At 38.7% G+C, this 14,883-nt stretch carries 11 protein-coding genes; 8 read left to right on the top strand and 3 right to left on the bottom strand.

The window, feature by feature from the left end:
• Positions 1-55 precede the first annotated feature (55 nt).
• Positions 56-1,120, top strand: a complete 1,065-nt coding sequence (locus AC559H_RS22855) for a hypothetical protein (protein ID WP_202806357.1) — start codon at positions 56-58, stop codon at positions 1,118-1,120.
• Positions 1,121-1,216: 96 nt separating this feature from the next.
• Here the strand turns inward: AC559H_RS22855 and AC559H_RS22850 are convergent, their stop codons facing one another.
• The gene (locus tag AC559H_RS22850; RefSeq protein ID WP_036833174.1) at positions 1,217-3,013 is read right to left on the bottom strand and encodes a DnaJ domain-containing protein; all 1,797 of its coding nucleotides are present in this window, start codon (positions 3,011-3,013) and stop codon (positions 1,217-1,219) included.
• 63 nt (positions 3,014-3,076) lie between these two features.
• Here AC559H_RS22850 and hypE point away from each other — a divergent pair, with 63 nt between their 5' ends.
• Complete coding sequence (gene hypE / locus AC559H_RS22845; protein WP_026788618.1) at positions 3,077-4,123, top strand: hydrogenase expression/formation protein HypE; 1,047 nt, start codon at positions 3,077-3,079, stop codon at positions 4,121-4,123.
• Positions 4,124-4,379: 256 nt separating this feature from the next.
• On the opposite strand, the gene thyD is transcribed toward hypE, so the two are convergent.
• Positions 4,380-5,306, bottom strand: a complete 927-nt coding sequence (gene thyD / locus AC559H_RS22840) for a thylakoid membrane protein ThyD (protein WP_026788617.1) — start codon at positions 5,304-5,306, stop codon at positions 4,380-4,382.
• A 134-nt stretch (positions 5,307-5,440) separates the two neighbouring features.
• Here thyD and AC559H_RS22835 point away from each other — a divergent pair, with 134 nt between their 5' ends.
• From AC559H_RS22835 to AC559H_RS22810, 6 genes are all read left to right on the top strand, one after another.
• A complete protein-coding gene (locus AC559H_RS22835; RefSeq protein ID WP_036833156.1) occupies positions 5,441-7,084 on the top strand; it encodes a DUF3352 domain-containing protein in 1,644 nt (547 codons plus the stop codon).
• Positions 7,085-7,356: 272 nt separating this feature from the next.
• Positions 7,357-8,595, top strand: a complete 1,239-nt coding sequence (locus tag AC559H_RS22830; RefSeq protein ID WP_026788615.1) for a glycosyltransferase family 4 protein — start codon at positions 7,357-7,359, stop codon at positions 8,593-8,595.
• A gap of 348 nt (positions 8,596-8,943) precedes the next feature.
• Positions 8,944-10,212, top strand: coding sequence for a HEAT repeat domain-containing protein (locus tag AC559H_RS22825; protein WP_051319701.1), 1,269 nt, complete (start codon positions 8,944-8,946; stop codon positions 10,210-10,212).
• A 182-nt stretch (positions 10,213-10,394) separates the two neighbouring features.
• Positions 10,395-11,387, top strand: a complete 993-nt coding sequence (locus AC559H_RS22820) for a LysR family transcriptional regulator (RefSeq protein WP_042155515.1) — start codon at positions 10,395-10,397, stop codon at positions 11,385-11,387.
• A gap of 53 nt (positions 11,388-11,440) precedes the next feature.
• Positions 11,441-12,553, top strand: coding sequence for an anthranilate phosphoribosyltransferase family protein (locus AC559H_RS22815; protein WP_026794838.1), 1,113 nt, complete (start codon positions 11,441-11,443; stop codon positions 12,551-12,553).
• Entirely contained in the window at positions 12,550-13,131 is a 582-nt protein-coding gene (locus AC559H_RS22810; RefSeq protein ID WP_026794839.1) for a molybdenum cofactor guanylyltransferase, read from the top strand. The genes AC559H_RS22815 and AC559H_RS22810 overlap by 4 nt, the downstream gene beginning before the upstream one ends.
• A gap of 618 nt (positions 13,132-13,749) precedes the next feature.
• Here the strand turns inward: AC559H_RS22810 and AC559H_RS22805 are convergent.
• Positions 13,750-14,790, bottom strand: coding sequence for a diguanylate cyclase domain-containing protein (locus tag AC559H_RS22805; RefSeq protein WP_026794840.1), 1,041 nt, complete (start codon positions 14,788-14,790; stop codon positions 13,750-13,752).
• Positions 14,791-14,883 lie beyond the last annotated feature (93 nt).

Below are 14,883 nucleotides of genomic sequence, written 5' to 3'. Positions count from 1 at the left end.
TGATATATATTGATATTATACTTAATAACTCAGCTAATATAAAAGGATAAAAAATATGACGGAAAATTGGTTTTCTTCTGAAAAGAGGAATCTTCTTTTAGCAGAAAGATATTTTAGCGGTTCACATCATTATTTTTTTGAAGTCAAAGAAGCCAAAAATAGCTCTAAATATATTATTATCAATCAACGAAAAAAGTTAGACAATGAATTTATTAGTACGAAAATGCGTATTTTTGAAAATGAAATGCTTGAATTTCAAAGAATTTTGAATAAGCTAATTAATTTTTCCTTAAATGACACTCCTGTTACTGAAACCGATAACAATTATCATAATCATCAAATAGAATCTAATTTATCGCCAAACAATCTAATTTTTTTAGAAGAAAAATATTTTAGCAGTTCCCATTACTATTTCTTTGAGGTTAAGGAATCAAAAAATGGTACTAAATATATTGTAATAGATCAAAGAAAAAAGTTAGAGAATGAATTTATTAGCACCAAAATGCGTATTTTTACGGATGAAATGCTTGAATTTCAGAGAGTTATGAATAAGTTAATTGCTTTTACTTTAAATGATAATTTTATTCCTAATAAAATTTCAGATATTAACAAGGATAACCAGAATCAAAAAATACAATTAGATTCAGATTTATCACCCAGATTTTTTGATAAAATTATCATAACAAATAACTGGAAAGAATTTGAAGAATATGCTTATTATTTACTAAAATTATTGGGAATAGAGACAGTATATAATTTTACAGGAGAAAGGCAAGCAGGAAAGGCTGATGGTTTTTTCAAAATTGGAAATTTAGCAGTTATTTATGATTGTACTCTTGATTTTCAGAATATAGAAAACAGTAAAAGTGAACAAATAAATAATTATTGTAATAAACTGAAGCAAGGTAGTATTGAATTATCTGGAAGAACAACAGAAGAATTTTATAATCATCATAAACAAGTTTGGATTATTACAAGAGGAACAACCAGACAGATTAAATTAGTTAATTCAATTGAAGTCAAAGAAGTAGCTATTAACGATATTATGTATCTTTATCAAGAGCGATTGAAATGCAACATGAATAATCAGTCACTCGAAATAAAATTGCGAAATATCTAAATTATGTTATAATAGTACACAAATAACTTTATTCAAAAATTATAATTAGTCTTGTTTTTTTCATTTAGTTACTAATCTTTATATTTGTTAAGTTGATCATTTTACAGATTGCGATCGCACCCTTTGACTCCATTGATTTAAAAAAGTCTCATAGGCGTGATTAATTTTTTGCATAATAGCGATCGCTTCTGATTTAATGTTATGATCAGGATGATATTTTTTTGCTAATTGATAATAGGCTTGTTTAACTTGATTAAGTGTTGCCTGGGGATGTACTCCTAATACTTGCCACCAATTTTGATAACGTTCAAATTCGATTAATTCTGGTATACCCAATTGTTGATACCAGAGTTGTAAAATACCCTTTTGACTTCCACTAACTAATCGTTGACCATCGGGACTAAAGGCAACGGGAGAACAACCGGAGAGCGTTTGCAATAATTCTCCGGTTTTCCAATTCCATAATTTAACCGTTTTATCCACACTTCCACTCGCCAAAATTTGGCTATTTGGACTCAAAGCTATTGAAAAAATAGCGGCGGAATGTCCGGTTAATGTCCGAATTAATTGCTGATTTTTCCAATCCCAGACTTTAATTGTATTGTCAGCACTTGCACTGATTAAAATTTGATCATTAGGAGTGAATAAAACCGAAGTCACCCAGTTAGAATGTCCGGTTAAAACCATAGGATTTTGATAGGTTTTAAGATCCCAAATTCTAATGGTTTTATCAGCACTACCACTGGCTACAAATTGACTCTGAGAACAGATCGCTACAGACCAAACTCCATCAGTATGTCCGTTCAAAATTCGTTTAGATTGTCCGGTTTTAAAATACCAAAGTCTAACGGTTTTATCGCTACTTCCACTGATTAAAATTTGATCATCGGGACTAAATACAAGGGACGTAATAATTCCCATATTTTTTTCAGGAAAATTCAGATCTAATAAAGTTCGATTTAGTTGTCGAGTCTGAAAATTCCAGAGGGTAATTCGACCATTAACACTCCCCGTGGCAACTATTTCTGAATTAGGACTAATGGCAACTGAATACATCTCATAGGGCATAAACCAAGTATATTTTTTCTTAATTGTATTAACATCCCAAATGTGAATATTGCGGTCATCACTGGCACTAATCAAAGTTTGACCATCAGGACTAAAAGCCACAGCATGAATTGAATCTTGATGTCCGGCTAAACGTTGTGTTTCTGTCCATAATAAATCTGGTGAATGGGGACGAATAACAAGATTGTGATTTTCAATATTAGGTTTTTCTTTACTTTTTTGAGAGGATGATTTCTGGGAATCTTGAATATTTTGTTTAAGTTTTTTTAATTCATCATCTAATTCTAAATCATTGAATTTTTGTTTCAATTTTTCTTCTTGAAATTCAGGAATAAGTTCTAATAATGCGGCGGTATAAAATTCCTGATCTAAAATCCGTTCTTCCATCCGTTCAAAGGCTTGAAATGCTGTTTCTGGGCTTCCGCCAGCATCAATTAATTGAGCAATTCCATATAATCCTAAGCCAACAATTCCGCCAAAAACCCCTAATGTTCCCATACCAATTCCGACCCCTGTTCCCGCAAAACCTAACCCCATTCCTCCCACAACCGAAGAAATTCCTATCCCAGAAATTGCCCCTAATCCCACTGCACCCCAAGCAATAGCATCCCCTTGATTAATAGCTCTAAATGCTCCATAAGTTGCAGCACCCGCCACCGCCCCCACACCCATTAAGGGCATTATTCCTAACCCAATTCCCCCAAAACTTCCCACCAGTCCAACGCCACCAATTGTGCTATAAATTCCGGCCCCAGTCGTTGCACCGACGGTAATAAATGTTGTACCAGTAGTTGAGTTTTGAGAGAAATTATAATAACTTTTCATGATTTTTTGAAGTTCCGTAAATTTCATTATAGAATTAATAATAATTCTATGAATAACCTCTCTATGACCTCTAATCCAGATTTTAGTTTAACTTGTCCGATTCCGATTCAACAATACCCTCATATTTTACTCGCTCATGGGGGTGGAGGTAAACTCATGCGTCAATTAATTGACAAAATGTTTTTACCTACTTTTGGAAGTTCTAATCAAGTTGAACACGATGCTGCTACCCTCCAATTACAGGGAAATAAAATAGCCTTTACAACGGATTCCTATGTGGTGAATCCCCTATTTTTTCCAGGGGGAGATATTGGTTCAATGGCAATTTATGGAACCGTTAATGATTTGGCAATGGCGGGCGCTCGTCCTTTATATTTAAGTGTAGGTTTTATTTTAGAAGAAGGTTTACCAATTCAAACCTTATGGGAAATTATTATATCCATGAAAATTGCTGCCGAAAAAGCTCAGGTTAAAATTGTCACGGGAGATACTAAGGTTGTTGATAAGGGTAAGGGAGATGGGATTTTTATTAATACATCGGGTATCGGAATTATTGAACATAATTTAACTATTAATCCCCTATCTGTTAAAGCTGGGGATGCTGTTATTATTAATGGGGATTTGGGGCGACATGGGATTGCAATTATGGCGGTGCGAGAGGGATTAGAATTTGAAACGACGATAGAAAGTGATTCCGCGCCTGTAGCCGATGTGGTTTTAGAGTTATTAGAGGCGGGAATAGAAATTCACTGTTTACGCGATTTAACCCGGGGCGGTTTAGCGAGTACCTTAAATGAAATTGCTACTGCTGCTAAAGTAGAAATTGAAATTCAAGAAACGGCTATTAAGGTATTAGAAGAAGTCAAGGGAGCCTGTGAAATATTGGGATTTGATCCCGTTTATGTTGCTAATGAAGGACGGTTTGCAGTGTTTGTTCCTGAGAAGGATATTGAAAAAACCTTATCAATTTTACAGGCAAAAATACCCGAATCTAGTTTAATTGGTTTTGTGAAACAAACTTCAAATCCTTTGGTTACTATGCAAAGTAGAATAGGAGCAAAACGGATTATTGATATGTTGAGTGGAGAACAGTTACCTCGAATTTGTTAGGGAGTTAATTCATCATGTCATCCGAACCCATTAAGTAGTTGCACAAAATAAATTACCTAGTTGATAGAGGTAACAGCCCCCCCAAACCCCCCGTGCACGGGGGGCTAGGGGGGGGGAGGGAACAGGGTAGAGGGTAGAGGATGTGTAATTAATTTTGTTTAGGTACTTACCTATTACGGATTTAAGAGGACTACGCAGATTAACGCCGATTAAAATTCGTGAAATTCTCTTAAATCCGTGTTTAAAAATACCCAATTTATGAAGAAGATAAAATATCTTCTAGGGCAGGTTTAACCGTCGGATATTGATAATTAAAATTGTAGGATAGGGTACGTTTAGGTAGGACTTGTTGACCTTCGAGAATGACTTGGGCGGCATCTCCTAATAATATTTCCAGGGCAAAATCAGGAACCGGAAGCCAAGACGGACGATTGAGAACTTCCCCTAAAGCATGACACAATTGCCCCATTCTAACGGGGTTGGGAGCCGTGGCATTTAGTACCCCTTCGATTTGAGAATTGGTTAAACTTAATAGGATTAAATTAACTAAATCCTCTCGATGAATCCAAGAAAACCACTGTTCTCCCGAACCCAATGGCCCCCCGGCAAACATTCTAAAGGGAGTTAGCATTTTTCCCAAAGCTCCCCCCATGGCTAAAACAATCCCCAATCTTAAAATAACTAAACGAGTTCCGGTTTCCTTAACCTGTTGGGCTGAGGTTTCCCAAGCTAGACAGACATTGGCTAAAAAATCCTGTCCAGAGGGACTATGTTCATCAAATAGGGCGGTTTCGCTGGTTCCGTAATAGCCAATCGCCGAAGCACTAACCAGGACACTAGGTTTAGAATTAGCTTGTGCGATCGCTTCGACTAATTTTTGGGTAGCCGTAGAGCGACTTTCTAAAATTTCCTGTTTGCGTTGCGGTGTCCATCTTTCGTCGGCAATTCCCGCCCCGGCTAAATTTACCACCCCATCACATCCCGAAATCACCTGTTGCCAAGTACCGGATATGGTGGGAGTGTAACCAATAATTTCTAACTGGGAATAGACATAACTGGGAAATACCCGTTTTGCCCGCTCTGGATGCCGGGTGAGAACTAATACCGAATGTCCTGACTGTTGGAGTCGCTCTACTAAACGACTACCGACAAAACCTGTTGCTCCTGTAACTGCTACTTTCATTATTAATGGCTGAATGCTCGCACCTTTGTCTTTAGAGTTTAACAAATCTTTAGCCATTCCCCCGATAGGGTAACAAGCTAACATAGAGGGAATTGTCCGAAACCTTTGGTGATCACCCCCGCTTAAAAATCATCATGCTGACCCGAAAAAAATCTAAGCTGCTTTTGGCCGTGGCAGCCCTAACTGTATGTGGGAGTGTCGCCGCCGCCTTTTACTTAACAACTGAGCGGCACAAAGCCTATAGTCCCTTAGAAAGTGGCAAACTTGTGCCTGATGAAGCAATTATGGCAACTTATGTGTCAGCAACGCCTCAAGTTTTATCAGAATTACAAAATTTTGGCACACCGGAAGCTCAAGCATTAGTCAGTCGGGGAATAAAAATTTTTCAACAACAGAGTTTAGCTGGGGCGACGATTAATTTTAATCAGGATATTCAACCTTGGATCGGTGGGGTGATGGTGGCTTTACTTCCTACTGATGGAATTAAACCCGCAACAGATGCCCAGTTATTAATGGTTGTGGGAATTAAAAATAAATGGAAAGCTTGGCAATTTGCCCAAAAATTAAAGGCTTCATCGGAGGTTAAATCTCAACAGAGTCAATATCGAGGGGTGACTCTATCGAGTTATACCGAAAAAACGGGAAAACAATATAACGTGGCGGTGATCAATAATCAGGTGGTAATTGCGGCTAATCCTGAAACCGTGAAACGGGCGATCGATACCTTCATGGGTTCTCCTTCCTTGGTCAGTTTATCGGGAAAATCTGACCTGTTTTTTCAAAGTGCAAATCTTGCTAATCCTTTAGTGACGGTGTTTATTACCGATTATGATCGGTTAACGCAGGATTTAAGTAGCACTTGGCCAGAAGTTTTGAGTTTATCCGGTCAATCTATATCTTCCCTGAAACCTATTCAATCTATGGTAATTGGAGTTGGGGTAGAAGGGGATGGGATGCGCTTAAAAGCGATGGCTCAGTTACGTCCCAATGGCAAGGTATCCCAACAACCACCGGAATTTGGGAAAATGATCGATCGTTTCCCTAGTGACACCCTGGCTCTGGTAAATAGTCATGATCTGCATCAAATTTGGTTACAGTTTTTAACTTTGGGGGAAAATAACCGGGATTTGAATAAGATAATTAGTCAAATTCGTTTGGGACTGCAAGCAATTAATTTAGATGCGGATAGGGAGGTGTTTGGCTGGATGGATGGGGAGTTTGCCTTGGCTGCGATCGCTTCTGAAAAAGGAGTATTAGCGTCCTTGGGATTGGGGGGAGTTTTGTTAATTGAAACGAGCGATCGCCCCGCCGCAGAAACAATGTTAAATAAACTCGATACTCTGGTTGCCGGGGGCAATCCTCCGATTAATATTGAACAACGGAGTTTATCTGGAATTGAGGTGACAGAATGGAATGACCCTAAACAGGGAACACTATTCGGACATGGCTGGTTAAGTCCTAATGTGATGTTTGTTGCCTTTGGGGGGCCAGTGGTGGAAGCCATGACTCAGAATCCCACCAATCCCCTGAATCACAGCCAACGATTTCAAGAAATTAGCAAATCCCTACCCAGTTCTCACCATAGTTATGTCTATTTGGATATTGAAAAAATTACTTCTTGGGCGATGGGATATCTATTAGCATCTCCGGCGATCGCCCTTCAACCCAATAGAATGACTATACTAAATTCAATTCGAGGTGTGGGAATTAGTGCCAGCTTTCCCGATCCTTCGCAGGTTGAGGTAGAAATGCTATTGGTACTCAAACCCAAAACTTAATCACGGATTTAAAGGATTATAGCAGGGAACACCGGAACAGCCCCCCAAACCCCCCGTGCACGGGGGGCTAGGGGGGGAGGGAACACCGGAGGAAAAGACTTCACCGTCTAGCTTTGCTGCATCACTCTTTGTCCTAATAGGTCTGGCGACTGCTATACACAGATTACACGGTTGAGAAAGCAACAAAACTACTTTGCGAAATCAGTGTAATTCGCCTAAATTAGCGATAATTGATCACTGATAACTGATAACTGATAACTGATTTAAAGCGTATGCGGATACTGATTTACTCCTATAACTATTATCCTGAACCGATTGGTATTGCTCCTCTGATGACAGAACTCGCAGAGGGTCTGGTCAGGCGCGGCCATGAAGTTCGGGTAGTTACGGGAATGCCCAATTACCCAGAACGCCGGATTTATCAGGGATACCGAAATAAGTTATATCTGACGGAAGAACGAAATGGGGTGATAATTCAGCGCAGCTATATTTGGGTGCGTGGCCCGAAACCCGGATTATTAGATCGTATGCTACTTGATAGTAGTTTTATGGTGACAAGCATAGTTCAGGCGTTTAACGGTTGGCGACCTGATATTATTTTTGCTACAGTTCCTCCTTTATTGGTGAGTGTTCCGGTGGGTATTTATGCCTGGGTGCGCCGTTGTCCGGTGATCTTGAATATTCAGGATATTGTTTCGGAAGCTGCCCTGCGGGTGAAGTTGGTTAATCCCGATGGTATTGTGATTAAAACTGCTAAATTTGTGGAAAAGTTGACTTATGAAAAGGTAAATCGGATTAGTGTAATTGCGGATGGTTTTGTTGATAAATTAGTGGGACTCGGCATCCCAAACAATAAAATTGCTTATATTCCGAATTGGGTAGATACTAATTTTATTAAACCTTTACCAAAAACGAATAATTCCTTTAGGATTAAGTATCAACTTGAAGATAAGTTTATCGTTCTTTATTCTGGAAATATTGCTTTAACTCAAGGTTTAGAAACGGTGATTAAAGCAGCAAAGTTATTAGGGTCTATTCCTGAAATCTCTTTTGTCATTGCTGGGGAACAGGAGGCTTTACAACAGTTAGAAAAGGTCTGTCAAGAATATCAAACGGAAAATGTTTTATTAATTCCCCTTGAACCCAGGGAAAAATTACCCGATATGTTGGCGGCTGCGGATGTGGGATTAGTGGTGCAAAAAAGACGAGTAACGGTTTTTAATCTACCCTCAAAAATTCCGGTTTTATTAGCCAGTGGTTGTGCTATTATTGGCTCTGTTCCTGATACGGGAACCGCAAAAGAGGTGATTCTTAAAAGTGGCGGGGGAATTGTGGTACCTCCTGAAGATGCGGAGAGTTTAGCCCAGGCGATTACTGATCTTCACAAAAATCCAGCACAATTAGAAGCCTTGGGTAAATCTGGACGAAAATATGCTGAGGAATATTATGGTATTGAACAGGCGTTAGACCAGTATGAACAGTTATTTACACAAGCATTAACCCCCGAATAGCCTATTTTATGTTTACTGTTTGCGGGAGTATGTATTGACACTCCCACGGGTGAACCGCGTGGGATTCTCCTGTCTAGCCCCGATTGCTCGGTATTCATGGAGTTGCCCCCTACTGTTTCCAGAATTGCGTAAGATCGTAGAGAATCTTCATGTTAGTATATCAGGAGGTTGAGAAATCAACAGAGGAAATCCACCGGATTCCAGAAAGATTACCATTCTGTTGAATACAAACAATCAAGCTGGAAACTACACCCAACTAAAAGACAAATTACCTTAACCGATAAAAACGGGATTGGTAAACTCAAATTATTGGGTAAATGGGATATCCAAATCTTTTGAAAAAAAATTATGGAAAATTCAGAGATTGATTTTTCACAACAGGAACCGGAAGCATTACTCAATAATATTTTAACTCAGTTAGAACAGGGAGATTTTCAACAACGATGGGAAGTGAGCAAGATTTTACCCAGTTTAGGAACCCCTGTTTTAGAGCCATTGCTTAATATTTTACAAGATGAAACGGCTGATATAGAAATGCGTTGGTTTGTAGCTAGAACTTTGGGTAATTTTAAATCAGAAATCATTATTGAACCTTTAATTAATCTGCTCAAAAATTCTAAATCTGAACCAACAGAAGCAGAAATATCCCTGCAAGAAATAACGATTATTACTTTATCAAATCTAGGAAATTCAGCGATCGCACCTTTAATTCAATTATTAGAAAAACCCGATTCTAAATTATTAGCAACCCAAGCCCTAGCTCAAATTCGCCATTCTGAAACTATTCCCCCCTTGTTAACTGTTGTTAATGATCCAAATTCTAAAATTAGAGCGATCGCCATTGAAGCATTAGGTAGTTTTCATGATCCTAGAGTCATCCCGATTTTATTAGAGGCTTTAAATGATCCCGTTGCTGAGGTTAGAAAACAAGCGGTAATTGGATTAGGAGTAAGATTAGATTTATTAGAAAATATCAATTTAGTCGAAAAACTTAAACCCTTATTATGGGATATTCGACCGGAAGTTTGTCAACAAACTCAACTCGCCTTAGCCCGTTTAAAAACCGATGAAGCCGCCGCCGCATTATTTGAACAAGTACAATCTCAAAGTGTCCCCATTTCCTTAAAAATAGATGGGGTGCGTTCCTTGGGATGGATCGAAACTGCTAAAAGTTTAGATTATTTACAGGAAATTCTCTTGACTTTTGATCCTCAATTCAATCTAAATTCAAATCCAGAAACAATAGAAAAAATTACCCTAGTTAGAGAAATTATTCCGTGTATAGGAAGATTTGAAACCTTGGAATTGAGAAAACAAGCCCATCAAATTCTGGTCAATTTTATTAATAGTAATCATCCGGCAATTTCCGATCCTAAAACAAAACAATTGATTGCATTAGAATTGGGAAAACTAGGATTAATCGAGGCAATTAATCCCTTAATTAAGCTTTTGGTTGATCCGAATCCCTCAGTACGATTCCATTGTATTTCAGCCTTAAAACAAATTGAACCCGAACAAACCTATCAATATTTACAAAATTTATCCCATCAAAAAGATATTAGTTCTGATATTAAACAAGCAATTCTAATCGCTTTATCGGAAATCAGTAATCAGTAGACACCTGCTATATGTCTCTACTGATTACCGATAAATGTTTACCAATAACTATTTACTGTTTACTATTTACTGTTTACTGATAACGGATGACTGGTACAGATGCGCCAATAGCCTACGGCATCGCTGCGCTCGGGCACGTCTCTACACCGATTACTGATAACTGATGATTGATAATTGTATTTATGCGTTTAGAGCAACTGCAATCTTTTCTGTCCGTTGCTGAGACTGGAAGTTTTCAACAAGCAGCACGGAAATCGGGTCTAACTCAATCAACAATTAGTAGACAGATACAAGGACTAGAAGAAGAACTCGGTTTACCCTTGTTTCACCGCACGACTCAAGTTAAATTAACAATTGGGGGTGAACGCTTTTGGCCCTATGCTCGCAAAATTTGCCAAGCCTGGGATAGTGCTAAAGAGGAACTCGCGTCTTTACTAATGGGAAAACAGCCGGAACTTTGTGTGGCGGTAATTCATTCGGTTTGTTCTTCCTATTTACCTCCGGTTTTACAGAAGTTTTGTTATGCTTATCCAGAGGTTCAATTAAGGGTAACTTCTTTAGGAAGTGATCGGGCTTTAAAAGTGCTTAAAGATGGATTAGTAGATATTGCTATTATTATGAATAATCGTTCTTTTACCGTCAGTGGAGAACTTTTAGTTGATGTTCTGTATCAAGAATCCATTCAAGTATTAATGGCAAGCAATCATCCCTTAGCCCAATATTCTCAAATTCCTTGGGATGAATTAATTCGTTATCCGCAAGTTGTTTTTAAAGATGGTTATGGAATGCAGCGATTAGTTCAAGAAAACTTTACTAAGGCCGGAGCCAAATTAAATGCCGTTTTAGAGTTAAATACATTAGATGGGTTTCGTGGAGTCATTCGTCAGGGGGAACTGATTGCATTATTACCATATTCTGCCCTAGTAGAAGCCAAAACCGATCCGACTTTGGCGGTTAGAGAATTAGCTTCCCCTTCCAAATCTTCGGCTTCTTCTGAGTTAATGGCTGAGGATGTAAATACAAATTGGACTCGTGAAGTGGTAATTGTGACCACACCCGATCGAATGCAAATTCCTCCGATCGCCTATTTTTGGCAATTAGTTCATGATTGTATTCCTAATCAAAGTAATGGCTCAATTCATGCTTTAAATCCTCAAATGCCTCTGTTAAAATAACCTTAGCGTAGATTGCTATAGTGGATAATCTTACAATTTAAAACTTTATCAACATGAGTGATCGATTTAGGGATTTACTTCGTCAAGTGGGCAGTGGTACTCATACCAGTGAAGCATTAACCCGTTCTCAAGCGGCCGAAGCCATGAGATTAATGCTATTAGAGGAAGCAACTCCGGCTCAAATTGGTGCATTTTTGATCGCCCATCGCATCCGACGCCCGACAGGGGAAGAATTAGCCGGAATGTTAGATGCTTATGAAGAAATTGGCCCTCAACTTCAGTCGGTGACTTCCGCGCCGTTTGTATTGGGTTGTCCTTATGATGGTCGGTCTCGCACAGCTCCAATGGCCCCCTTAACCGCTTTAATTTTAGTTACCGCCGGGGTGCAGGTGATTTTACATGGGGGTCAGCGAATGCCCACCAAGGAGGGAATTCCTTTAATTGAAGTTTGGCAGGGGTTGGGTTTAGACTGGTCTAAATTATCCCTAGCACAAGTACAAAAGGTTTTTGCAGAATTGGGTTTGGGATTTGTTTATCTTCCCCAACATTTCTTAGCAGCAGAAAAGTTAGTTAGCTATCGTCGAGAAATTGGTAAACGTCCCCCTTTAGCGACGATGGAATTGATCTGGAAACCCTATTTAGGACAAGCAACAGTGGTTTGTGGGTATGTACATCCGCCCACAGAAACCATGTTTAGAGAAGCTTTTCATTGGCGTGGAGTAACGGATTTTATTACGGTTAAAGGGTTAGAAGGAAGTTGCGATTTACCCCGCGATCGCACTTGTATTATTGGGCTACATCAACCGGGTCAACAAACCCAAATAGTTAAAGATCCTACAAAAATATTAACAAAAAATCCTATCTTAGATGATGTTTTCTTTGAACGGTTATTATTACATCCCCGGGATTATGGATTTGACGGTAGGGAAGTTACTCTGTCCTCAACTCCGATTTTAATTGAACAAATTCAAACGGTTTTAAAGGGTCAAAGTAGTGAATTTATGAAAGCCACACTGTGGAATGGGGGTTTTTATCTCTGGCGTTCTGGGGTCTGTCAAGATTTAGAATCGGGATTATCAAGTGTTGAATCCTTAATAACAGAAGGGAAAGTTCAGGCTAAATTGCAGGAGATTCAAAATTACTTTTTCAACGGGGATTTGAAATGAATGATCTATCTATTGCTGCTTTAATTCTAGCTGGAGGTCAAAGTTCTCGCATGGGTGAGGATAAGGCTTTTGTTCTCTATGAAGGAAAACCCCTGCTTCAGCGAGTTTATGAAGTGGCGGCTATCTGTAGCCAAAAAGTATATATTGCTACACCTTGGCCGAAACGGTATCAAACTCTATTAACCGAGGATTACGAAGTTATATTAGAGAAGGAACCGAACCAAGGGCCATTAATCGCCCTATCCCAAGGATTATCAGAAATTCCCTTTGATTGGATTTGGTTATTAGCCTGTGATTTGCCGCGATTAGAACCCGCTATGATTCAACATTGGCAAACCCGTTTAACCGTTCTCCCCGATACAATTTTAGCCGTTATTCCTCAAACCAAGTCCCGTTGGGAACCCCTATGTGGGTTTTATCGCCGTTCCGCCTATGACCATTTACAAGGGTTTATGGCTCCCGGCGGTCGATCTTTTCAACGCTGGTTAAGCCAAATTCCTGTGGAACCGATTGAGCTATCGGAAGCAGAATCACAAATGTTATTAAATTGCAATAGACCGGACGACTTAAAACCGTAAAAAACAATAAAACTATTAATTAAATTTTGTATCAACCAATTTACCTGCTATAACCAACAAATACTTAAAAATGGACAGGAGGAACCAATGGCATACAGGTTTGGATACCAAACCCCCACAATAAAATATTACAACCTATTTAGGACTGCTAGATATACAAAAAATAGTACATATACCCCCCCTGATGGGTGACTCCCCGCTCCCCAAATCCTCAAAATGGAGCGAAGATAAAACACATTACTCAGAGTGTCAGATCCAGAAGCGGTCAATTCTTATGTGCATCGACCGAAGCCGCTTCCCATATCCCTCGTGCAATTCTCCAGGGTGTGATCGGGTTTTTACTACCTTTTTATATCCCTATTTTGTTCAATCAAAGCATCGATTTTCATAGCCATCAGGGGTCATCTCATGAAAAATATTATTGTTTTATTAGGACTTGTTGCGTCTACAAGTTTTACCGTGTTTTCCGTGGCTTCTGCCCACGCAGTCCCGTCCAAATCCGAGGTAAATCAAACCACCCTCGATCATTGGACAACACTGAGTTACACCGGGAAAAATGAGGATGGAGACACAGAACAGATCGATACTAAAAAATCTTGATCCCTATTGACGCTATTTCTAACGCCAATGGACTCCCACCCCAATGCGATCGCCACCTTGCTGTTTAGCCTCCTGTAGAGCTTCTTCGGCAACGGTAATCAAAGGATGTGGGGGTAATTCCGGTGCGGGAATAGCTGTTGCTACCCCCAAACTCAGAGTTAGGTAGGGACTGATCTCCGATTTAGGGTGAGAAATTTCCAATTGTTTAATTTTAGCTCTAATTAACTTAGCAACTTCGATCGCCCCAGTCCTATCTGTATGGGGAAGCAAAATTGCAAATTTTTCCCCACTATAACGCCCAACTAAATCGGCTGGACGTTTAATACAGGTGCCCATAGTTTGAGCAATATTTTGTAAACAGATATCTCCTTGATCATATCCATAAACTTCGTTATAACCTTGAAACCTATCCACATCTGCAATAATTAAGGATAAATATATTCTTTCCCTGGCTAAACGTTGCCATTCTCTTAATAAATATTCATCGAAATAAGGACGATTTGCTAATTGAGTTAAGGGGTCAAGCCGACTCAAATACTTTAATTTATCCGTTGTTGTTTGTAACTTCTGGCTAATTTCCTCAAGTTTACTTTCGGCGACTTTACGCGCTAATATTTCTTGTTCTAACTGAAGCAAAGACTCGCTTAAAACCTTCTGATTTTGACGGTAATTCTGGATATTTTTAATTCTAAGCATAATTTCTTGAGAATTAAAAGGTTTTCTGATATAGTCATAATAGCCGCCATAGTCTAAGGGAATAGAATAGCTATGATTAGAATATGAAATTAATAAAAAAATACCAATACTTTGTTGATTATTTTCACAATATTGAGAAAAATAGTTAAGACTTAATCTTTGATCTTCAAGTTCTGAACAATCCCAAAAAATCAGATCAGGAATCTTGATCTGTAAATATTCTAAAGCCGCAGTTTCATTTAAAGCCCTTCTAATTTGATACCCTTGCTGACCTAAAATTTCCGATAGAATTTGTACATCCTGGTCATCATAATCAATAATCAAACAATCCAATGGGGGAAATTTTTGGGCAGGTAAAATCATATAATTTAATCAGATTAAATCAGGTTAAAAAACAGAATTGATTCATCAAGTATCCGCATGATCAGTTAAGAATAAATCACAGTTTTTTTTATC

The sequence above is a fragment of the Planktothrix prolifica NIVA-CYA 540 genome, assembly GCF_963864145.1.
Lineage (GTDB): Bacteria > Cyanobacteriota > Cyanobacteriia > Cyanobacteriales > Microcoleaceae > Planktothrix > Planktothrix agardhii.
This window is presented reverse-complemented; position numbering and strand designations above follow the sequence as displayed.